Below are 21077 nucleotides of genomic sequence, written 5' to 3'. Positions count from 1 at the left end.
ACTACGTGTCAGGGTCAGGTATCAGGTGCATTGGCCACCGGCCGCGCCCAAGACCTACAAAATAACTGCCTGGCGCCGTTCTGACTCCAGGTACTCGCGCGATTGCATTTCCATCAACCGCGAGACAGTACGGTGGAACTCATTGGCCATGGGGCCATCTACATACAACTCTTCCTCGGGCACCGCCGCGGACATAATAAATTTGACTTTGTGATCGTAAAAAACGTCCACCAGCCAGGTGAAGCGCCGTGCAGCAGAAGCATCACGGGCTGTCATACGGGGAACGTCGGACAGGATCACGGTCTGGAAACGGTTGGCCAGTTCCAGATAATCGTTCTGCGAACGTGCGCTAACGCACAGGGTCTCGAAATCAAACCACACAGCCGAGCCTGACAAGGCCACCGCTTTCACATCACGATTCTCGATGCTAAGTACAGGCTCTTGGGGGGCGGTGTCCGATAAGGCCGTAAACATGGATTGCAGCTCGGCGGTGGTCTCTGGCCCCAATGGCGTCAGATAGGTTTTCACCTGCTCCAGCGCACGGCGGCGGTAATCCACACCGGTGTCCACGTTCATGATGTCCATATTCTTCTGGATCAGCGCAATGGCGGGCAAAATGCGGTCGCGATGCAAACCTTCCGGATACAGCGTGGAGGGCTCGTAGTTGGACGTCATCACAAAGGACGTACCGCGCTCGAACAGGCCCAGCAACAGCTTGTACAGAATCATGGCATCGGCCACATCCGAGACATGGAACTCGTCAAAACAGATCAGACGATAACGCTTGGCGATACGCTTGGCGACCTCATCCAATGGGTCGCTCATGCCTTTGACCTGATTCAGCTCCTTGTGTACGCCGCGCATGAACTCGTGGAAGTGAATCCGGGTTTTGCGCTTGAGTGGCACCGTCAGGTAGAAGGCGTCCATCAGGAAGCTCTTGCCGCGCCCTACGCCACCCCACAGGTACACACCACGCGGCACTTCCGGGCGGGAAAACATACGACGCAAGGCACCGGAGCGCATTTTGCGAAACTCCACCCACTCGTCGTAATAGCGTTGCAACCGGTCTATAGCTTGCTCCTGTGCCTGGTCGGCACGATAGCCTTTTTCCGCTAAAGCCTGATGGTAATACTCGCGAACATTCATATCACTGAAAATAAAAGAACCTGTCCAGGACAGGTGGTGGTCTGCCAGCATGCACTGCGGTCCACAGCAGTACTGCTTTTGATGCAGGGCCTGAGCATACTGCGCGGTCAATTATCTCACGCATCACAGCCTGTACAGACTGCTTTGATCAGCCTTTCGTGACGAAAAAAAGGGCGAGCCTGTGCCCGCCCTTTTCCAACAACACCCTGAAAGTCTATCAGAAGTTCAGAGCGCGTTTGTCCACTGCCAAGGCCGCTTCTTTCAGGGCTTCGGACAGGGTTGGGTGAGCATGGCAAATACGGGCGATATCTTCAGACGCGCCACGGAATTCCATGATTGCTACGGCTTCAGCCACCAGCTCAGAAGCCACAGGGCCCACAAAATGTACGCCCAGGACTTCGTCAGTCTTGGCATCAGCCAGAACCTTCACAAAGCCGGTGGTGTCACCCAGTGCGCGGGCACGGCCGTTGGCCAGGAAGGGGAAGCTGCCCGCACGGTATGCACGGCCTTCGGTTTTCAACTGCTGCTCGGTTTTGCCAACCCAAGCAATTTCGGGGGAGGTGTAGATAACCCAAGGCACGGTATCGAAGTTGACGTGAGGTTGCTGACCAGCCAGACGCTCGGCCACCGCCACACCTTCTTCTTCGGCTTTGTGGGCCAGCATAGGGCCACGGACCACGTCACCCACCGCCCAGATACCTGGCAGGCTGGTGGCGCAATCGTCGTCCACAACCACGAAACCACGCTCATCCAGTTTCAGACCAATAGTATCTGCACCCAGACCAGCGGTATTAGGCACACGGCCAATGGAGACGATCAGCTTGTCGGCTTCCAGCTTGTGCTCGGCACCAGCGGCGTCCACGTAATTGATGGTGACCTGTTTGGCCGTCTTTTTGATTTCGCCAACTTTCACGCCCACATTGATCTTCAGACCTTGCTTGGTGAACGCTTTCAGGGCTTCCTTGGCAACATCGCGATCCACAGCGGACAGGAACTCGGGAGCCCCTTCCAGAATAGTGACTTCGGCACCCAGGCGACGCCACACGCTACCCAGTTCCAGACCAATCACACCGGCGCCGATAACGGCCAGCTTCTTGGGAACCTTGGGCAGACGCAGAGCGCCGTCGTTGGACAGAATCTGCTCTTCGTCGAACTCGGCGCCCGGCAAGGCACGAGCCGAACTACCCGTAGCGATGATGACGTTCTTGGCAACCAGCTCTTCGGCGTTGGCACCGGCCACGTTCACCGACCAGCCGCCGTCAACCTTGCCGCCAAAGGAGGCGGTACCGTGGAAGAAGTTAACTTTGTTCTTTTTGAACAGGTACAAGATACCGTCGTTGTTTTGCTTGACGACGACGTCTTTGCGACCGACCAGCTTGTCCAGGTTCAGTGACACACCTTTGACATCCACGCCGTGCTCGGCCAGATGTAGATTGGCATGCTCGAAGTGCTCGGACGACTGCAACAAGGCTTTGGAAGGAATGCAACCTACGTTGGTGCATGTACCGCCAGGAGCAGGTTTGCCTTCAGCGGTGGACCAGGCGTCCACGCAAGCGACGCTCATACCCAGTTGAGCAGCACGGATAGCGGCGATGTAGCCACCAGGGCCGGCACCAATTACAACAACATCAAATTGCTTAGCCATAAAAATTCCATAAATGTGAAAAAGGCAGACTGGACCGTCCAGAAGTCAGGCGGGAAAGAATCAGGCGGTGTAAACCCGCCCCCAGGGCCTTAAACAAAGCCGGCCAAGGCTTAGAAACAAGCACTTGGCCGTAAACATACTAGACTGAAACGACCACGTGCTTAGACGTTCAGCAACAAACGCTGAGGATCTTCCAGCGCTTCTTTCATGGCTACCAGACCCAGAACGGCTTCGCGGCCGTCGATGATGCGGTGATCGTAGGACATAGCCAGGTAGTTCATGGGGCGAACCACGATCTGACCGTTCTCAACCACAGCACGGTCCTTGGTGGCGTGAATGCCCAGAATGGCGGACTGAGGTGGGTTGATGATCGGGGTGGACAGCATGGAGCCGAACACACCACCGTTGGAGATCGAGAAGGTACCGCCTGTCATTTCTTCCAGGGTCAGTTTACCGTCGCGAGCACGGGCACCGAAGTCAGCGATTTGCTTTTCGATGTCAGCAATCGACATTTGATCAGCGTTACGCAGGATAGGCACCACCAGACCGCGTGGGCTACCAACGGCCACACCGATGTCGAAGTAACCGTGGTAGATCACGTCTTTGCCATCGACCGAAGCGTTCAGCACGGGGTATTTCTTCAAAGCGGCCACAGCGGCTTTCACGAAGAAGGACATGAAGCCCAGCTTGACGCCGTGCTCTTTCTCGAACTGATCCTTGTACTTCTTGCGCAAATCCAGCACCGCTTGCATGTTCACTTCGTTGAACGTGGTCAGCATGGCGTTTTCGGATTGCGATTGCAGCAAACGCTCGGCGATACGAGCACGCAGACGGCTCATGGGCACGCGCTGCTCTGGGCGGCCGTCCAGGGACAACGTAGCAGGAGCAACAGGAGCGGCAGCAGGCTTGCTGGCAGCAGCGGCGTTGGCTTCCAGAGCGTCACCCTTGGTGATGCGACCGCCACGACCGGAACCTTCCACGGAGCTGGCTTCCACACCTTTCTCAGCCAGGATCTTGGCAGCGGCAGGCGAAGCAACCGAGGAAGCGGCGGAGCTGGCGGCAGGAGCAGCAGCGGCTGGGGCAGCCGCAGGAGCAGCTTCTTCAGCGGCAGCGGCAGGAGCAGCAGCGCTGGCCTTGCCTTCGGAGTCGATACGAGCCAGCACGTCGCCGGAGGTAACGGTGCTGCCGTTGGCCTTGACGATTTCGCTCAGCACGCCCGAGGCAGGAGCGGGAACTTCCAGGACAACCTTGTCGGTTTCGACTTCGATCAGGATTTCATCAGCCTGAACCATTTCGCCAGGTTGTTTTTTCCACTCCAACAAGGTTGCTTCGGAGATGGATTCAGAAAGTTGGGGAACCAGAACGTCAGTAATTGCCATGATTATATTTTCCGTATTTAAAATTTGGGGTGCGTTATTTGGTCAGCATGAAGCCTTTGCGAGCGCCGAAAGCCTGCTCCAGCAGTGCTTTGTGCTGTTCCTGGTGTTTGGCCAGGTAACCAACAGCGGGCGAAGCGGACGCGGCGCGGCCGGCGTAACCCAACTTCTGACCTTCGGTCATGTTCTCGTAGATGTGATGCTGAACGTAGAACCATGCACCTTGGTTTTGAGGTTCGTCCTGAACCCAGATAACTTCCTTGGCGTTGCTGTACTTGGCCAGCTCAGCCTGGAAGGCTTTGTGGGCAAATGGATACAACTGCTCCACACGGATAATGGCAATATCGTTGCGCTCCAGCTCTTTGCGGTGGTTCACCAGATCGTAGTAAACCTTGCCCGAGCAAGCCAGAACACGTTTGACAGCGGCTGCATCAATCGCCTGATCCGTTTCACCGATCACAGGCATGAAGTGGCCTTCAGCCAGATCGCTCAAGGGCGAAGTAGCATCTTTATTACGCAGCAAGGACTTGGGCGTCATGATGACCAAGGGCTTGCGGAAAGGACGGATCATCTGACGACGCAGAACGTGGAAGATCTGGGCGCCGTTGGTGGGCTGAACAACCTGGATATTGTTGTCTGCGCACAGTTGCAAGAAACGCTCGATACGGGCCGAGGAGTGCTCAGGACCCTGACCTTCGTAGCCGTGTGGCAGCATCAGAGTCAGACCGCAATGACGGCCCCACTTGGCTTCACCCGACGTAATGAACTGGTCAATAACAACCTGGGCACCGTTGGCAAAGTCGCCGAACTGGGCTTCCCAGATAGTCAAAATATTAGGTTCTGCCGAAGCATAACCGTATTCAAAGGCCAGCACGGCTTCTTCGGACAAGACCGAGTCGATCACCGTGAAGGTGGCTTGACCTTCGGAGACGTTTTGCAAAGGAATGTAGGTACCGTCGTTCCAGCGCTCACGTTTTTGATCGTGCAGCACAGCGTGACGGTGCGTGAACGTACCACGGCCCGAGTCCTGGCCGGTAATACGGATGGCGTAGCCATTGTTCACCAAGGTTGCAAAGGCCAAGTGCTCGCCCATGCCCCAGTCCACTTGAGCTTCACCGCGTGCCATGGCACGACGATCGTTCAGCATGCGGTTAACCAGTGGGTGAACAGTAAAGCCCTCTGGCACGGTAGTCAGTTTTTCACCGATGCGTGTCAGCTCGGACATCGGCAAGGCGGTGTCAGCCTGGTCAGTCCATTTGGCGCCCAGGAAAGCGGACCAGTCGGTGGCGTACTTGTTCTTGTAGTCTGTCAGAACAGGTTCAACCGTGCGCTTGCCGTCTTCCATCAATTGACGGTAGCTCTTGACCAGATCTTCGGGCTCGTTCTCGGACAGAATGCCTTGAGCAACCAGCTTGTCGGCGTACAGCTTGCGCGTACCGTTGTGCTGACCAATTTTCTTGTACATCAGCGGCTGGGTCATCGAGGGAGTGTCTTGCTCGTTGTGGCCCAGTTTACGGAAGCAGACGATATCAACCACGACGTCGTGCTTGAACTCGCGGCGGAAATCCAGAGCCAGCTGAGTCACGAACACCACGGCTTCCGGATCGTCGCCGTTGACGTGGAAGACAGGGGCTTCAATCATCTTGACCACATCCGTGCAATACAGTGTGGAACGTGTATCGCGTGGGTCAGAGGTGGTGAAACCGATCTGGTTGTTAATCACGATGTGCAGCGTGCCACCGGTACCGTAGCCACGGGTCTGGGCCAGGTTCAGTGTTTCCATGACCACACCCTGACCGGCAAAAGCCGCGTCGCCGTGAACCAGCACAGGCAGAACCTGGCTGCCGTCCTCGTCGCTACGACGATCCTGACGGGCACGAACCGAACCTTCGACCACTGGGTTAACAATTTCCAGGTGGGAGGGGTTAAAGGCCAAGGACAAGTGAACCGGACCGCCACGGGTGGACAAGTCACTGGAGAAACCGTTGTGGTATTTCACGTCGCCGTCGGTCAGACCTTCAGCGTGACGGCCTTCAAATTCGGCAAACAGATCACCGGGCATTTTGCCCATGATGTTGACCAACATGTTCAGACGACCACGGTGAGCCATACCCACGATGATTTCCTGAACGCCGTTCTCGCCTGCGTGGTTGACGACTTCATCCATACAAGCGATGAAGCTTTCACCCCCTTCCAGGGAGAAGCGTTTCTGACCTACGTATTTGGTGTGCAGGAAGCGCTCCAGGCCTTCGGCCTCGGTCAGCTGCTTCAAGATATTGCGTTTTTGCTCAACGTTGAAAGAGCCTGTGCCATGCACTGATTCCAGGCGCTGCTGGATCCAACGCTTGACCACCGGGTCGGTGATATACATGAACTCTGCGCCCACCGAACGGGAATACGTGTCACGCAAGGCCTTGAGCATGTCGCGCAGCGTCATGGTGTCGGCTTTGGTGAAGTAGGTGTTGGTGGCGGAGTAGACCTGGTCCAGATCTGCTTCGGTCAAGCCGTAGAAAGCAGGGTCCAGTTCAGGGATGCTGGGGCGTTCGGAGCGCTTCAGAGGATCCAGATCAGCAATGCGTGCACCCAGGGAGCGGTAAGCAGCAATCATGGACTGAATCGACACTTGCTTCATGGCAACCGTCAGGTCCGGTGCTTGCGCGCTGGTCAGGAAGGCATTGGCTTTGGCTCGTTGGGCGAAGGACTCGACAATAGGCGCGTGAGCTTGATCGCGGGTGCTGTCGCGGCCGTCAGTAGCTGGCTGATGCTGTAGTTGATCGAAGTACTCGCGCCATTGGTCGGCGACAGAGCCTGGGTTGTCGAGGTAGGACTCGTAGAGTTCTTCGACGTAAGGAGCATTGCTCCCGAACAGATAAGAGTTACTGAGCAGTTCTTTTTGCGATGACATTATTACGCTTCACCTATCCGAGTGTTTCACTCGTGTTGAGATGCAGGAAAACCTTCCGCGACACGGACCTCGCCGGTTAGCGGATAGCAGGAGCAGAAGGCAACGTAGGACGCCTTATACAAGCCGTATCGATCTAGTATAACGCCGCACACAAAAGGCGCAATTAATGACATCTAAAATGCTTAGGGACTACATCAGACCGTTGGCATTAACAAACACATCGATCTATCACAGGGGCGAATTCTTACAAAAGAAGCGCCTCAAATCATGATTGACACCTCTGGCCCGCCCCACATGAAGGAAAAATTCCGATATGCTAAACGGGTGCAGCAAGTACGCGCTTCGCGGGCCCCTTTTCCACCAAACTGAGCCCTGCCTGCCCTTGGTCACCTTGAGGCAGGCAGCCAGCGTTGCCATCACATATGCTGTCTATAACAAATCAGCACCTACCTGGTGACTGTATTTCTTATAAATTAGATTCACTTTTACACTAGAAAATCCTATCAGGAGCTTTACCAACATGGATGCCAACGCCGATCTGGCCAAACTTGCGCTGGACTATCACGCGTATCCCACGCCCGGGAAAATCTCGGTGGTCCCCACCAAGACCCTAGCCAATCAAGATGACCTCTCGCTAGCCTACTCCCCCGGCGTCGCATCTGCTTGCATGGCCATCCACGCCGAAGGCGAAGAAGCCGCCGCCAAGTACACCTCGCGCGCCAACCTGGTTGCCGTGGTCACCAACGGTACCGCCGTGCTGGGTCTGGGCAATATCGGCCCGCTGGCCGCCAAGCCCGTCATGGAAGGCAAAGGCTGCCTGTTCAAGAAATTCGCTGGCATCGATGTGTTCGATATCGAGCTGAATGAAACCGATCCGGACAAGCTGGTCGACATCATTGCTGCGCTGGAGCCCACCCTCGGTGGTGTGAACCTGGAAGATATCAAGGCCCCCGAGTGCTTCTATATTGAGAAGAAGCTGCGCGAGCGCATGAGCATTCCCGTGTTCCACGACGACCAGCACGGTACAGCCATCATCTCGTCCTCCGCTGTCCTGAACGGCCTGAAGGTCGTCAACAAGAGCATCGCCGACATCAAGCTGGTTTGCTCGGGTGCGGGCGCTGCTGCCATTGCCTGCCTGGACCTGCTGGTGGCCCTGGGCGTGAAACAAAGCAACATTTTCGTGGCTGACTCGCGCGGCATCATCTGGAAAGGTCGCGACGAAAACATGGAGCCCAACAAGGCTCGTTACGCTCAAGAAACCGATGCCCGCACGCTGGCCGATGCCATGGTGGATGCTGACGTGTTCCTGGGTTGCTCGGCTCCTGGCGTTCTGAGCGCCGATATGGTCAAGACCATGGCCGACAAGCCGCTGATTCTGGCCCTGGCCAACCCCGAGCCTGAAATTCGCCCTGAAGTGGCCAAGGCTGCCCGCCCTGACTGCATCATCGCGACCGGCCGTTCGGACTACCCGAACCAGGTCAACAACGTGCTGTGCTTTCCCTTCATCTTCCGTGGTGCCCTGGACGTTGGTGCCAGCGTGATCAACGAGGAAATGAAGCTGGCTTGCGTGAAAGCCATTGCCGAGCTGGCCCAGGTCGAGCAAAGCGACGATATGGCAACCGCTTACGGCGGCGAAGATCTGCGTTTTGGTCCTGAGTACATCATCCCCAAACCGTTTGATTCCCGTCTGATCGTTCAGATCGCTCCGGCCGTGGCCCAAGCGGCGATGGACTCCGGCGTTGCCGCCCGTCCTATCGAAGACATGGATGCCTACCGTCAGAAACTGATCGCCATGACCTACCACACCGGCCCGCTGATGCGTCCGTTGTACATGCAGGCCAAGGCCGCGCCCAAGCGCATCATTTACGCTGACGGCGAAGACGAGCGCGTATTGCGTGCCGTGCAAACCGTGGTGGACGAAAAGCTGGCTCAGCCAATTTTGGTTGGCCGCCCCAGCGTGATCGACATGCGCGTCAAGAAAGCAGGCCTGCGCCTGGAAGCGGGCAAGAACGTGCAAATCGTGGACCCGGAAGACGACGATCGCTTCACCGAAACCTGGACCGCCTACTACAAGCTCAAAGCACGTGAAGGCGTCACTCCAGACATCGCCAAGGCCATGATTCGCAAGCACAACTCGCTGATCGGCGTGATGCTGCTGCAACGCGGTGACGCCGACGGCATGATCTGCGGCGTGGCCAGCAACTACGACAGCCAACTGAACTATGTCGAACAAGTCATTGGTCTGAAAAAAGAAGCCCAAACCTTCGCAGCCATGAACGTGCTGATGCTGCCTACACAAACCCTGTTTGTGTGCGACACCCACGTGAACGAGAACCCTACAGCCGAGCAAATCGCCGACATGACGATCCAGGCTGCTGAGGAAGTTCGCCGTTTTGGCGTGGTGCCTCGCGTTGCGCTCTTGTCGCACTCGAACTTTGGCAGCCGCCAGACCGAGTCCTCGCGCAAGATGGCCAAGGCTCGTCAGATCCTGGCTGAACGCGCTCCCGACCTGGAAGTGGACGGCGAAATGCACGCTGACTCCGCCTTGTCCGAGAAGATCCGCCTGAAAGCCTTCCCCGACAGCACGCTGCGCGGTTCGGCCAACCTGCTGATCACGCCTAACCTGGACGCCGGCAACATCACCTACAACATGCTGAAGATGACCGGTAGCAACGGTGTGGCCATGGGCCCCATCCTGCTGGGTGCAGCTCGCCCCATCCACATCCTGACCACCAGCGCCACGGTGCGTCGCATCATCAACATGACAGCCCTGGCTGTTGTGGATGCCCAGCAAGAAGCCCAGCAAAACAGCTAATCCTGTTTAGCTATAAAAAAACCGGATGTCGCATAAAGCGACATCCGGTTTTTTATTCCTTATTCAAGCCCTGTTATGTACGACAGGCGCTCGCGTTACGCCATCGCCGGAGCCATTTGACGGCCCCGAGACAAGCTCAAACCACCGATGGTCACGGCCAGAAAAACAGCGGCAGCCAGCCACCAACCTACGGCACCTGTAATCAAAGCCTGCCCAATCAAGCCGGCCTGAATAACGTAATAAACCATGGGAATCAGGGTCTTGCGCACAATTTCCCCTTCTCGTCCCAACATGCCAACCACGGCGCCCGCCGCCACGACGTTATGCACACAAATCATATTGCCAGCCGCGCCGCCGACTGCTTGCAGGGCCACAACGATGGCAGACTGATCCACACTCAAACCAATTTGCTGGGCTGTCGAGAACTGGAAGTACGAGAACATCATATTGCTGACCGTATTAGAGCCAGCGATAAAGGCCCCCAAGCCACCTACCCAGGGTGAAATCGTTGGCCACGCTTGACCGGCAGCAGCAGCCGCACCTTGGGCCAGGACCAAGGGCATGCTGGCAATCGAGCCATCGGCAGCAGCCGAATTGATGAACACTTGCACCATAGGCACAGCCAGCAACAAGGCAGGCGCAGCACTGCCCATGGTGCGCAGCGATTGCGTGACCCCTTGCATATACTGCTGTCCATTCATGCGAAAGATGGCGATACATGCCAGGGACACCAGAATCAAGATCGCACCTGGTGAAAACAACAACTGTACCGACGTTGTAATATTCGTACCAAACAACGCTTCAATCTTGATCGTCGCAGACGGACCGGTCAACCAGGCTTTCACAGCAGGGACAGTCCGGGTAAAAATCAGCAGCAACACAACCAGCACATAGGGCGAGAAGGCTCGCAGCACAGAAAACGTCTGCTTGCTTTCAACATTGTCCATGGCAACCGTGCCCAGCCAATGGGAAGGCCACTGACTGCGATCGGGGAAGTCAAAGGTCTTGGATGGCGCAAACCAGCCCTTGCGTGCTGCCGTCACGACAATCACCAGCCCTACCATCGCGCCCAGCATGGACGGAAACTCTGGCCCCAAAACCACTGCGATCAAGTAATAAGGAACAGTGAAGGCCACGCCGGCAAACAAGGCAAATTTCCATGCGCCCAAGCCTTCCGCGAAGGACCGACGCTCACCAAAGAAACGCGTCAACAAGCCGCACAGTAACAAAGGAATCACAAAGCCGGTCAAGGCATGAATCAGTGCCACGTTCTCGACAATCTGCTGCAAATACTCCATCGGCTGCATAGGAGCGATGGCCGCGGCTACATCAAGCTTGTTATCGACCCCCGAGCGCACACCGACCAGCATGGGTGTGCCAACCGCGCCAAACGAAACCGGTGTGGACTGAATGACCAGAACCGACATCACGGCCGCCATCGCGGGAAATCCCAAAGCCAGCAGCAAAGGGGCACCGACAGCAGACGGTGTTCCAAAACCCGATGAACCCTCAATCAGGGATCCAAATAACCACGCCACAATAATGACCTGCACACGACGGTCAGGTGAAATATCCATAAAGCCCTGGCGAATGGCTGCTAGCGCGCCGCCCACCTTGAGGGTGTTCAGCAGCAGGATGGCTCCAAAGACAATGAACAGCAAGGTCAGAGCGATCATCACCCCGTTGAGCGTGGCTGCAGCAACAACCTCGGCCTGGCTGCCCCACGCGAACAAAGCCAGCAAGGCTGTCACAATATAGGCCGTACCCATAGACAGTTTCGCCGAGCGCCCCAGCACCACCATCAACAAAAACACAACCAACAATGGCGCCAGGGCCATCAGGGTGTATAAAAGATTCATCTCCAGTTCTCCTTCGTATCGATCGCACGTTGTGTGGAAAGCGCCCTAAGACCATGGTGTCATCCTCGGCTTGGTGCAGCCCCCCTCTTGTTGTCGCTTGGAGAATGATAGAGGTATTACCACTTTTTATTTACCGGCATAAACCCTGATATTTTTAGCCTTTTTCACCCCTATACTGGCACTAAAAACAATAATTGGTCTTACCACTTAGAATTGATTTATGACTACACACGCTAAAACACGTCTCTCAGACCAGATTACGGAAAAAATTATCCAGCTCATCCAGCAAGAGCAACTGCAGCCTGGTGACCGGATTCCCTCCGAGCGCCAGTTAGCCGACCAACTGAATGTGTCCCGCGTACCCATACGGGAAGCGCTACGCACACTCAGTTCACAGGGTGTCTTGTTTACGCGTCGAGGAGGCGGCACCTTCGTGCAGAAAAGCGACTTGATCAATTGGCCCGCCCAAGCCATCGCTCCTTTGGAGCAGCTCCTTAGCCAGGACCCCTTGTATCGCTACGATGTGCTGGAGGCACGGCGAGCCTTGGAGGCCAGTACGGTTTGGCACGCTGCCATGCGGGCCACACAAGAGGATAAAAAACGGATCAAGCAGTGCTTTGACATCATGGTTGAGCACCAACAAAATCAGGATACCGAGCTATCAGCCCGCGCTGATGCACATTTTCACTTGGCGATTGCCCAAGCCTCTCACAACGTGGTGCTCTTGCAGATCATGAATGGCTTGTTCCAACTGGTCTTTTCCACCGTCAAGGAAAACCGCCGTGCCATGTTCGAGTTCGACAATGCACGCGAAGTAGAGATACTGACCCAACAGCATGAAGCCGTAATGAACGCTATTTTGGAAGGCAATGCTGATCTGGCCCGAGACCAGATCAACAGGCATCTGGATCATGTGCAGGCCAAAGTCCGGCAGTCGGAAGAAAATAGTGCCCGCGAGCAGCGGCTCTCCCGTTTCAACCACCAGCTCCTGCAGCCCTGAACCCTGGTCTGTACTGGATTCGTTGTATCAAGAGCATGTCTGAACAGTGCCCCGATAAAGAAAAAAAGGGCGAAAAAAAAGTGCACCACATATTGGTGCACTTGCGTAAAACCAGGGGCTCAGTTAGCACAATGACTACTGATACCTGGATTGATCCAGGCCTCTGAGCCCACCGTGATTAACGCTGATCAGGTACGTCGCGCTGGGTTGGGCCCACGTACAGCTGACGTGGACGACCGATCTTGTAATCTGGATCGGACAACATTTCGTTCCACTGAGCGATCCAGCCTACGGTACGAGCCAGGGCGAAGATAGCGGTGAACAAGGATGTTGGAATACCAATAGCACGCTGAACAATACCCGAGTAGAAGTCTACGTTGGGGTACAGCTTGCGTTCGACGAAGTACGGATCTTCCAGAGCAATACGCTCCAGTTCCATGGCCAGTTTGAACAGAGGATCGTTCTCCAGGCCCAGGGCCTCCAGAACTTCCTTGCAAGTCTCTTGCATCAGCTTGGCGCGTGGGTCGTAGTTCTTGTAGACACGGTGACCAAAGCCCATCAAGCGAACGCCCGAGTTCTTGTCCTTGACCTTCTCCATGAACTCGCCAACCTTGTCGATGCCGCCGTTGGCTTGCAACTCTTCGAGCATGTTCAGGCAAGCTTCGTTTGCACCACCGTGGGCAGGACCCCACAAGCAGGCAACACCCGCAGCAATCGCAGCGAAAGGATTGGTGCCAGACGAACCGCACAGACGCACGGTGGAAGTCGAGGCGTTTTGCTCGTGATCTGCATGCAGGATGAAGATACGATCCAGAGCACGCTCAACCACTTCGTTGACCTTGTAATCTTCGCAAGGGGTAGCGAACATCATGCGCAAGAAGTTGCCGGTGTAGGACAAATCATTCTTGGGATAGATGAAAGGCTGTCCCAAAGAATACTTGTACGCCATCGCAACCAAAGTAGGCAGCTTGGCGATCAAGCGGATAGCCGACACATGACGGTGATGAGGATTGGTGATGTCTGTGGAGTCATGGTAGAACGCCGACAGGGCACCGACCAGGCCAGTCAGTATTGCCATGGGGTGAGCGTCCGGACGGAAGCCACGCAGGAAATGCTGCATCTGTTCCTGAACCATGGTGTGGTTCGTGACCAGGGAATCAAACTCCTGCTTCTGATCTGCGTTTGGCAAGTCGCCGTTCAGGATCAGGTAGCACACATCCATGAAATCGCACTTTTGTGCCAACTGGTCGATCGGGTAACCACGGTACATCAACTGGCCTTTGTCGCCATCAATGTAGGTGATACCGGATTCGCAAGCCGCCGTTGCCATAAAGCCGGGGTCATAGGTAAACATACCTGTCTGACCGTAGAGCTTACGGATATCGATCACGTCCGGACCTACGGTGCCCTTGTGTACAGGGAACTCAACCGAAGGGCTACCGTCGGAGAAGGATAGCGTGGCTTTTTTATCTGACAATTCCATCACTTTTTTCCTCAATGGTTATAGCTTTCGCATAATGTCTACTAGTCGCTGAATGTCCGGTGTGGCGTACTGCCCTTCTGGCTCGGAGCGAGCCAGAAGGACATCCAGCAAAACTGTATCGTCCATTTCGAACAAGCGGGTCAGGGCCGAGACGTCCTGATCAGTCAGCTCGTTTTCGTATTGATCCAGAAAACGGGTGATCATCAAGTCGTTTTCAAGCAAGCCCCGGCGCGCACGCCAACGCAGGCGCGCACGCTCCAATTCCGTCAATGTTCTCATCGGTACATACCCACCTTTTTAGATACCGCGACGCACCAGCATTTCTTTGATCTTGCCGATGGCATGCGATGGGTTCAGTCCTTTTGGACAGACGTCCGTGCAATTCATGATCGTGTGGCAGCGGAACAAGCGGTATGGATCTTCCAGATTATCCAGACGCTCACCCGTTGCTTCGTCACGCGAGTCAGCAATGAAACGATAGGCTTGCAACAAACCAGCAGGACCGACGAACTTGTCAGGATTCCACCAGAACGATGGGCAAGAGGTCGAGCAGCAGGCGCACAGAATGCACTCGTACAGACCATCAAGCTCCTCACGGGCTTCAGGCGTTTGCAAACGCTCTTTCTCTGGAGGAGGCGCATCGTTGATCAGGAACGGCTTGACCGAATGGTACTGATCGAAAAAGTGGGTCATGTCCACGATCAGGTCACGGATAACCGGCAGACCTGGCAGTGGGCGCAAGACCACAGGTTCTTTCAAGTCGCGCATGTTGGTGGTGCAGGCCAGACCGTTCTTGCCATTGATGTTCATGGCATCGGAACCGCACACACCTTCACGGCAGGAGCGACGCAGCGCCAGGCTGTCGTCCATGTCGTTTTTAATGCGCAGGATCGCATCGAGCAGCATCTTGTCGGTAGGTTCCAGCTCGACTTCGATTTTCTGCATGTAGGGACGCTCGTCCTTATCAGGATCGTAGCGATAGATTTCAAATTTGACCTTACGTTTTTGGCTCATGTCAGTATCCTGCTTAGAAAGTCCGGGCCTTGGGCGGAATCGTTTCGGCTGTCAGAGGCTTCATCTGGACAGGCTTGTACTCCAGACGGCTGCCTTCCGAGAACCACAAGGTGTGACGCAGCCAGTTTTCGTCGTCACGTTCTGGGTGGTCGTTCAGGGCATGAGCACCGCGACTTTCCGTACGATTGGCGGCCGACTTCGTCGTAGCACGAGCCACTTCGATCATGTTGGCCACTTCCAGCGCTTCAATACGGGCGGTATTGAACACCTTGGACTTGTCTTTGAAGTAGATATCCTTGACTTCGGGAACCAGGGAATCGATCTGGTCGACCCCCTTGTGCAGCAGATCCAGAGTACGGAACACGCCGCAGTGGGCCTGCATGGCCACACGGATCTTGTTGCCCACGTCCTGCGCCTTTTCGCCCGACGTACGGGACTCCAGACGGTTGACGCGCTCCAGCGAGAACTCGATAGAGGACTCGTTGATTTCCTGGTGGGAGTGATCTTTCTCGGGGTGCGAATCCACAATATGGTTGCCCGCAGCACGACCGAACACGATCAGGTCCAGCAGGGAGTTCGTACCCAGACGGTTGGCACCGTGCACGGAAGTCGCGGCACATTCACCGATAGCGTACAGACCGTTGACGATCTTGCTCTCGCCTGTAGGTGTCTGGGTTACAACCTGACCGTAATAGTTCGTGGGGATACCGCCCATCTGGTAGTGGATGGTTGGAACCACGGGGATCGGGTCTTTGATGGGGTCCACATTACCGAACTTGATCGCGATTTCGCGAATCGAGGGCAGACGTTTCTTGATGACGTCGGCACCCAAGTGATCCAGTTTCAGAACCACGTAGCTGCCATCGCCACAACCGCGGCCTTCCTTGATTTCCTGGTCCATGGAACGGGACACGAAGTCACGTGGGGCCAAGTCTTTCAGGGTGGGAGCGTAACGCTCCATGAAGCGCTCGCCGTCTTTGTTCAGCAAGATACCGCCTTCACCACGCACACCTTCGGTAATCAGCACACCAGCACCGGCAACGCCAGTGGGGTGGAATTGCCAGAATTCCATGTCTTGCAAAGGCAGGCCGGCACGAGCAGCCATACCCAGGCCGTCACCGGTGTTGATGAAAGCGTTGGTGGAAGCCGCCCAGATACGGCCAGCGCCACCGGTCGCCAGCACCACGCGCTTGCCTTCCAGAATGTAGATTTCGCCGGTTTCCATTTCCAGAGCGGTCACGCCCAGAACGTCGCCAGCTTCGTTACGCAGCAGATCCAGCGCCATCCATTCCACGAAGAACTGGGTACGGGCAGCCACGTTACGCTGATACAGGGTGTGCAACATGGCGTGACCGGTACGGTCAGCAGCGGCACAGGCACGTTGAACCGGTTTTTCACCGAAGTTGGCAGTGTGACCACCAAATGGACGCTGGTAAATCGTACCGTCCTGGTTACGGTCAAACGGCATACCGAAGTGCTCGAGCTCGTACACAGCGTGAGGAGCTTCACGGCACATGAATTCGATGGCGTCTTGGTCGCCCAGCCAGTCCGAACCCTTAACGGTGTCGTACATGTGCCAGTACCAGTGGTCCTCGCTCATGTTACCCAAAGAGGCACTGACACCACCTTGAGCCGCCACGGTGTGGGAGCGGGTTGGGAACACCTTGCTGAGCACGGCAACGGACAAGCCGGCCTGAGCCAATTGCAGGGAACAACGCATACCGGCGCCACCGGCACCGACCACCACTACGTCAAACTGACGGCGGGGCAAAGATTTTGTGATGGAAGCCACGGTTTAGAGACTCCAGATAATTTTTGCAAAAAAGACGACACTGGCGACCAGCCACAGCAAGGTCAACACTTGCAGAAACAAGCGCAGGCCAGCGGGCTTGACGTAATCCATCCAGATGTCACGCACACCGATCCAGGCGTGCCAGGACAAGGACAGAAAGAACAAGGTTGCCAGCAACTGACCCAGAGGCAGGGAGCCGACCGTGAACGAGAACAGGCCGCGCCAGGTCTCGAAATTCAGTTCACTGCTAAACAGAATGCCGCCGATGATGACCACGGTGTAGATGGCCATGATGACTGCGGTGACACGCTGCGCCAGAAAGTCCAAGGTACCGTAGTGGGCACCCACTACCAGGCGGTTTACGCCAATGCGCTCACGATTAGCCATTACCACACCCCAAACAGTTTCAAACCAAACACAACGGTCAGCGCCAAGCTAACCCCGAACACCAGACCGGCCGATTTCTTGGCGGACTCTTTGTCGTTACCCAGGTGCAGGTCCAAGGTCAGATAGCGGATACCGGCACAGAAGTGGTGCAGGTAACCCCAGATGAGGACCAGAAGAATCAGCTTACAGACAGGGTTGTCGACGTAGCTGCGCAAGGTCTCGAAAGACTCTGGAGAGCTGACGCTCAAAGAGAACAGTGGCAATAAAACGAGCGGCAGGCAAAGAAACAGCAATGCACCACTGACACGATGCAAAATCGACGATTTTGCAGCCAGGGGCATGCGGTAGCTCAATATCTGCGGCAAGCTGACATTGCGATACTGCGGACGCTGCTTGGGTGCGGTATCAGACATGATGGCCTCGAAGTAGATAAAAAAAAGTCATAAAATTTTTAACCTTGGTATTTTCACCTATTTGACACTACGGTGCAGTATCAAATACCGTATGCCGCCGAACTAGCTAAGCGTGTTTCGGTAATGAAAGCGCTCGGTCAGGTACAAACCCCGGCGCAATTCCATCGGTCGATCACCATAGGTATAGGACACGCGTTCCACGTGCAGGAGCGGCGAGCCGACAGCGACCTGCAGGACCGAGGCGGCCTCTGCGGTCGCACTGACAGCACCAATCTTTTCATCGGCGCGCACCATGCTCACGCCAAACTTGCTCTCGAACCAGGCATACATCGGCCCCCTGTTCTGCTCAACAGCTTCCAGGGTCAGCCCCTTAAAGACAGAGCCGGGAAGCCAGATATCGTCAAAAATAGTCGGGGCCTGATCAAAGGACAGGACACGACGCAGGTTCACCACCATATCGGAGGTGCGCAAATCCAGCAGCACAGCCACATCCGTGGGCGCTTTCATGCGGCGGACATCCAGAATACGGCTTTGGGAAGCAACGGGTTTGCCATCGTCCGGGGCCAGGCGCAAAAAGCGAAAGCGCACGCGGGCCTCGTGATGGGTGGCCACAAAAGTACCCTTGCCCTGGCGACGAATCAGGAGATTGTCAGCCGCCAATTCGTCAATGGCCTTGCGTACCGTCCCTTGGCTGACCTGAAAACGGGCGGCCAGCTCCAGCTCGCTGGGGATGGCCTCGCCGGGCTTCCATTCGCCACGATCCAGCCCCTGCAGCAACAAAGCCTTAATCTGTTGGTACAGAGGGCTATAGGCCGCGCTAGGAGCGGATTTTTCGATTTCCTGGGCGCGTAGCGGCGGCACGTTATCAGACATGAGGCTCATAAAAAATGCGCGATCAATACAGCCTGCAGCGCGCATTTGTTCATAAAATAGACAGTGCACTAATTTTCGCATGACCGGCCCCGAATGTCTAACGCTCTTATGTCTTATATAAGATATAAGACGTTTGACGCCGCTATCGTTTTGGTCTAGTCTGCGCAGTGAAAAAAGAGGCTTTTCCTCTTGCGAAAAACCATTTTCCACGCCAGCCGTCCGGTCTGCAAAAGATTTAAACTGTGTTTTTCGTCACCGTCTTCAAACCCAAAAACGGAGTCTCACTCTCATGTCCAAACCCGCAATGCGCGTCGCCGTTACCGGCGCTGCTGGCCAGATTGGCTACGCCCTGCTGTTTCGCATCGCTTCTGGCGAAATGCTGGGCAAAGACCAGCCTGTAATCTTGCAGTTGCTGGAACTCGCCGACGAGAAAGCCCAAAAGGCCCTGAAGGGCGTCATGATGGAACTGGACGATTGCGCCTTCCCGCTGCTGCAAGGCATGTCCGCCCACAGCGACCCTGAAACCGCATTCAAAGATGCTGATATCGCCCTGCTGGTCGGTGCCCGTCCTCGCGGCCCAGGTATGGAGCGCAAAGACCTGCTGGCCTTCAACGCCCAGATCTTCACCGCCCAAGGCCGTGCCCTGAACAAAGTGGCCAGCCGCGACGTCAAGGTTCTGGTTGTCGGCAACCCTGCCAACACCAACGCCTACATCGCCATGAAGTCCGCTCCTGATCTGCCAGCGAAGAACTTCACCGCCATGCTGCGTCTGGACCACAACCGCGCCCTGTCGCAGTTGGCCACCAAATCCGGCAAGGCTGTTGCTGACATCGAAAACCTGATTGTTTGGGGCAACCACTCGCCCACCATGTACCCTGACACCCGCTTTGCCACGGTGAACGGTGAGAAGATTGACGCCATCATCAACGATCAGGCCTGGAACCGCGAAACCTTCATCCCCACCGTGGGCAAACGCGGCGCTGCCATTATCGAAGCCCGTGGCCTGTCCTCGGCTGCTTCGGCTGCCAACGCGGCCATCGACCACGTGCGTGACTGGGTCCTGGGCTCCAACGGCAAATGGGTCACCATGGGTGTTCCTTCGGACGGCTCCTACGGTATTCCTGAAGGCATCATCTACGGCGTCCCTGTCACCACCGAAAACGGTGAGTACAAGCGTGTTGAAGGTCTGGAAATCGACGCCTTCTCGCGTGAGCGCATGGACCACACCCTGAACGAGCTGCTGGAAGAGCGTGACGGTGTGAAAGACCTGCTGGGCTAATTAAGCCGTCAGTGTCTGCAATCCCCGCCTGATCGGCGGGGATTTTTTTTGCCTGATGCCTGCTGCCCGCTATCTGATGCTCGATGCCAAGTCCTTGGTGCCAAGTGCTTGAAACCCGGCACGTACGGTCAGTGCCCTGCCATCACTATCAGAGCACGACTGAGCACTTACGGCTTGCACTTTACAAGCCCTATACAACACTAGCCTGGACCGCTTCCATCGCCTTTACCGTCCTGCAAAGCGGGTACATACACCACCAGACGCAAATGGCGGCTCTCATCAATGATGAGCGAGGTTTGCTCAAACTCGCGCCGCTCTCCTTGCACCGTCAAGCAAAGCCGTCCACCGCAAGGCGGCTGCACATCATGCTGCTCCCATCCCATTTTGAACTCGGGTGACACACGCTTGAGCTCATCGGCCAGCTCATGAATATCCGTGCCTTCCGTTGCGCGGGCAAAATCGCGGCGAAAACTAGACAACATCGCCAAAGCCTGTGCCTCCCAGGGTACAAAGCGTGCGTGCAAAGCGGGGTTCGTAAACATCTGCCACAGCAGATTGCGCTGCCCCTGCGGATACGCCCCCAAGCCCAGCACCTCATCGGCCAAAGAATTAGAACCCAGGACATCCCAGCGCAGATTCAAAACAAACGCTGGATGAGGCAAATCATGCATCAAGCGTCGCACCAAGGGCGGCAAAACACACCAGGTGACTCCTGGCTCGGCAGGCAGGCGCTCATGCGCCAGCAAAAACAAGTGGCGCCGTTCGGCGGCGTCCAGTTTCAAGACACGAGCCAGATTATCCAAAAAGCGGGCCGACACTCCGATATCACGCCCTTGTTCCAGCCAGGTGTACCAGGTCAGCCCGACCCCTGCCAACGCGGCGACTTCCTCACGACGCAGCCCCGGAGTCCGACGGCGCCCGCCGCTGGGCAAGCCCACCTCCTCGGGCAAAAGCCGTTCACGACAAGCCCGCAAAAAGGCTGACAGGTCCGGGCGCGTTCGTTCCAGCGTTCTCATGACCAGAACCCCATTGCTTTCAGTAATAGCATAAGCAGTTAAATTGTAATGGCTTAAAAAGAGTTCAAGAATAC

Annotated in this window: 16 protein-coding genes; 3 read left to right on the top strand and 13 right to left on the bottom strand. The window is 56.0% G+C overall.

The genetic code is table 11. The features are described from left to right. Positions 1-54: 54 nt before the first annotated feature. From zapE to LNA76_RS12120, 4 genes are all read right to left on the bottom strand, one after another. The gene (zapE, locus tag LNA76_RS12135; protein ID WP_162496938.1) at positions 55-1146 is read right to left on the bottom strand and encodes a cell division protein ZapE; all 1092 of its coding nucleotides are present in this window, start codon (positions 1144-1146) and stop codon (positions 55-57) included. A 217-nt stretch (positions 1147-1363) separates the two neighbouring features. Beyond that, positions 1364-2791, bottom strand: a complete 1428-nt coding sequence (gene lpdA / locus LNA76_RS12130) for a dihydrolipoyl dehydrogenase (RefSeq protein WP_094195955.1) — start codon at positions 2789-2791, stop codon at positions 1364-1366. Between the two features lie 161 nt (positions 2792-2952). Continuing rightward, complete coding sequence (gene odhB / locus LNA76_RS12125; RefSeq protein ID WP_094195954.1) at positions 2953-4170, bottom strand: 2-oxoglutarate dehydrogenase complex dihydrolipoyllysine-residue succinyltransferase; 1218 nt, start codon at positions 4168-4170, stop codon at positions 2953-2955. 34 nt (positions 4171-4204) lie between these two features. Then, on the bottom strand, positions 4205-7072 hold the full coding sequence (locus LNA76_RS12120) for a 2-oxoglutarate dehydrogenase E1 component (protein ID WP_108727918.1): 2868 nt from the start codon (positions 7070-7072) through the stop codon (positions 4205-4207). Between the two features lie 520 nt (positions 7073-7592). Between LNA76_RS12120 and LNA76_RS12115 the strand changes: the two genes are divergently transcribed. After that, positions 7593-9887 carry an NADP-dependent malic enzyme gene (locus tag LNA76_RS12115; RefSeq protein WP_108727919.1) on the top strand — a complete coding sequence of 765 codons (2295 nt, stop codon included), beginning with the start codon at positions 7593-7595 and terminating at the stop codon, positions 9885-9887. A gap of 95 nt (positions 9888-9982) precedes the next feature. Here LNA76_RS12115 and LNA76_RS12110 read toward each other — a convergent pair whose 3' ends face one another. After that, positions 9983-11746, bottom strand: coding sequence for an L-lactate permease (locus tag LNA76_RS12110; protein WP_094195951.1), 1764 nt, complete (start codon positions 11744-11746; stop codon positions 9983-9985). 220 nt (positions 11747-11966) lie between these two features. Here LNA76_RS12110 and lldR point away from each other — a divergent pair, with 220 nt between their 5' ends. Beyond that, a complete protein-coding gene (lldR, locus tag LNA76_RS12105; RefSeq protein ID WP_230019148.1) occupies positions 11967-12746 on the top strand; it encodes a transcriptional regulator LldR in 780 nt (259 codons plus the stop codon). 178 nt (positions 12747-12924) lie between these two features. On the opposite strand, the gene gltA is transcribed toward lldR, so the two are convergent. The 7 genes from gltA to LNA76_RS12070 all read right to left on the bottom strand — a co-directional run bounded on the left by gltA (position 12925) and on the right by LNA76_RS12070 (position 18708). Then, complete coding sequence (gltA, locus tag LNA76_RS12100; RefSeq protein ID WP_094195949.1) at positions 12925-14229, bottom strand: citrate synthase; 1305 nt, start codon at positions 14227-14229, stop codon at positions 12925-12927. A gap of 18 nt (positions 14230-14247) precedes the next feature. Beyond that, a complete protein-coding gene (locus LNA76_RS12095) occupies positions 14248-14508 on the bottom strand; it encodes an FAD assembly factor SdhE (protein WP_003802528.1) in 261 nt (86 codons plus the stop codon). Positions 14509-14526: 18 nt separating this feature from the next. Next, positions 14527-15243 carry a succinate dehydrogenase iron-sulfur subunit gene (locus tag LNA76_RS12090; RefSeq protein ID WP_094195948.1) on the bottom strand — a complete coding sequence of 239 codons (717 nt, stop codon included), beginning with the start codon at positions 15241-15243 and terminating at the stop codon, positions 14527-14529. A gap of 13 nt (positions 15244-15256) precedes the next feature. Further along, complete coding sequence (gene sdhA, locus LNA76_RS12085; protein WP_094195947.1) at positions 15257-17035, bottom strand: succinate dehydrogenase flavoprotein subunit; 1779 nt, start codon at positions 17033-17035, stop codon at positions 15257-15259. Positions 17036-17038: 3 nt separating this feature from the next. Then, on the bottom strand, positions 17039-17422 hold the full coding sequence (gene sdhD / locus LNA76_RS12080; protein ID WP_094195946.1) for a succinate dehydrogenase, hydrophobic membrane anchor protein: 384 nt from the start codon (positions 17420-17422) through the stop codon (positions 17039-17041). Continuing rightward, positions 17422-17835: a succinate dehydrogenase, cytochrome b556 subunit gene (gene sdhC, locus LNA76_RS12075; protein ID WP_094195945.1), complete on the bottom strand. Its 414-nt coding sequence runs from the start codon at positions 17833-17835 to the stop codon at positions 17422-17424. Before sdhC ends, sdhD begins: the two co-directional genes overlap by 1 nt. Before the next feature lie 102 nt (positions 17836-17937). Then, positions 17938-18708, bottom strand: coding sequence for a GntR family transcriptional regulator (locus LNA76_RS12070; RefSeq protein WP_094198283.1), 771 nt, complete (start codon positions 18706-18708; stop codon positions 17938-17940). 289 nt (positions 18709-18997) lie between these two features. Here LNA76_RS12070 and LNA76_RS12065 point away from each other — a divergent pair, with 289 nt between their 5' ends. Continuing rightward, positions 18998-19987, top strand: a complete 990-nt coding sequence (locus LNA76_RS12065) for a malate dehydrogenase (protein WP_022983546.1) — start codon at positions 18998-19000, stop codon at positions 19985-19987. Between the two features lie 200 nt (positions 19988-20187). On the opposite strand, the gene LNA76_RS12060 is transcribed toward LNA76_RS12065, so the two are convergent. Further along, the gene (locus LNA76_RS12060; RefSeq protein ID WP_094198282.1) at positions 20188-21003 is read right to left on the bottom strand and encodes a helix-turn-helix transcriptional regulator; all 816 of its coding nucleotides are present in this window, start codon (positions 21001-21003) and stop codon (positions 20188-20190) included. Positions 21004-21077: the final 74 nt, after the last annotated feature.

The organism is Alcaligenes sp. MMA (assembly GCF_020907215.1).
Lineage (GTDB): Bacteria > Pseudomonadota > Gammaproteobacteria > Burkholderiales > Burkholderiaceae_B > Alcaligenes > Alcaligenes aquatilis.
The sequence above is the reverse complement of the archived record's forward strand: the minus strand, read 5'-3'. Positions and strand labels throughout refer to the sequence as shown.

Bases quoted from the DNA above. Each gene is read 5' to 3' on its own strand.
- zapE (WP_162496938.1), bottom strand. From the start codon at position 1,146: ATGAATGTTCGCGAGTATTACCATCAGGCTTTAGCGGAAAAAGGCTAT.
- lpdA (WP_094195955.1), bottom strand. From the start codon at position 2,791: ATGGCTAAGCAATTTGATGTTGTTGTAATTGGTGCCGGCCCTGGTGGC.
- odhB (WP_094195954.1), bottom strand. From the start codon at position 4,170: ATGGCAATTACTGACGTTCTGGTTCCCCAACTTTCTGAATCCATCTCC.
- LNA76_RS12120 (WP_108727918.1), bottom strand. From the start codon at position 7,072: ATGTCATCGCAAAAAGAACTGCTCAGTAACTCTTATCTGTTCGGGAGC.
- LNA76_RS12115 (WP_108727919.1), top strand. From the start codon at position 7,593: ATGGATGCCAACGCCGATCTGGCCAAACTTGCGCTGGACTATCACGCG.
- LNA76_RS12110 (WP_094195951.1), bottom strand. From the start codon at position 11,746: ATGAATCTTTTATACACCCTGATGGCCCTGGCGCCATTGTTGGTTGTG.
- lldR (WP_230019148.1), top strand. From the start codon at position 11,967: ATGACTACACACGCTAAAACACGTCTCTCAGACCAGATTACGGAAAAA.
- gltA (WP_094195949.1), bottom strand. From the start codon at position 14,229: ATGGAATTGTCAGATAAAAAAGCCACGCTATCCTTCTCCGACGGTAGC.
- LNA76_RS12095 (WP_003802528.1), bottom strand. From the start codon at position 14,508: ATGAGAACATTGACGGAATTGGAGCGTGCGCGCCTGCGTTGGCGTGCG.
- LNA76_RS12090 (WP_094195948.1), bottom strand. From the start codon at position 15,243: ATGAGCCAAAAACGTAAGGTCAAATTTGAAATCTATCGCTACGATCCT.
- sdhD (WP_094195946.1), bottom strand. From the start codon at position 17,422: ATGGCTAATCGTGAGCGCATTGGCGTAAACCGCCTGGTAGTGGGTGCC.
- sdhC (WP_094195945.1), bottom strand. From the start codon at position 17,835: ATGTCTGATACCGCACCCAAGCAGCGTCCGCAGTATCGCAATGTCAGC.
- LNA76_RS12070 (WP_094198283.1), bottom strand. From the start codon at position 18,708: ATGTCTGATAACGTGCCGCCGCTACGCGCCCAGGAAATCGAAAAATCC.
- LNA76_RS12065 (WP_022983546.1), top strand. From the start codon at position 18,998: ATGTCCAAACCCGCAATGCGCGTCGCCGTTACCGGCGCTGCTGGCCAG.
- LNA76_RS12060 (WP_094198282.1), bottom strand. From the start codon at position 21,003: ATGAGAACGCTGGAACGAACGCGCCCGGACCTGTCAGCCTTTTTGCGG.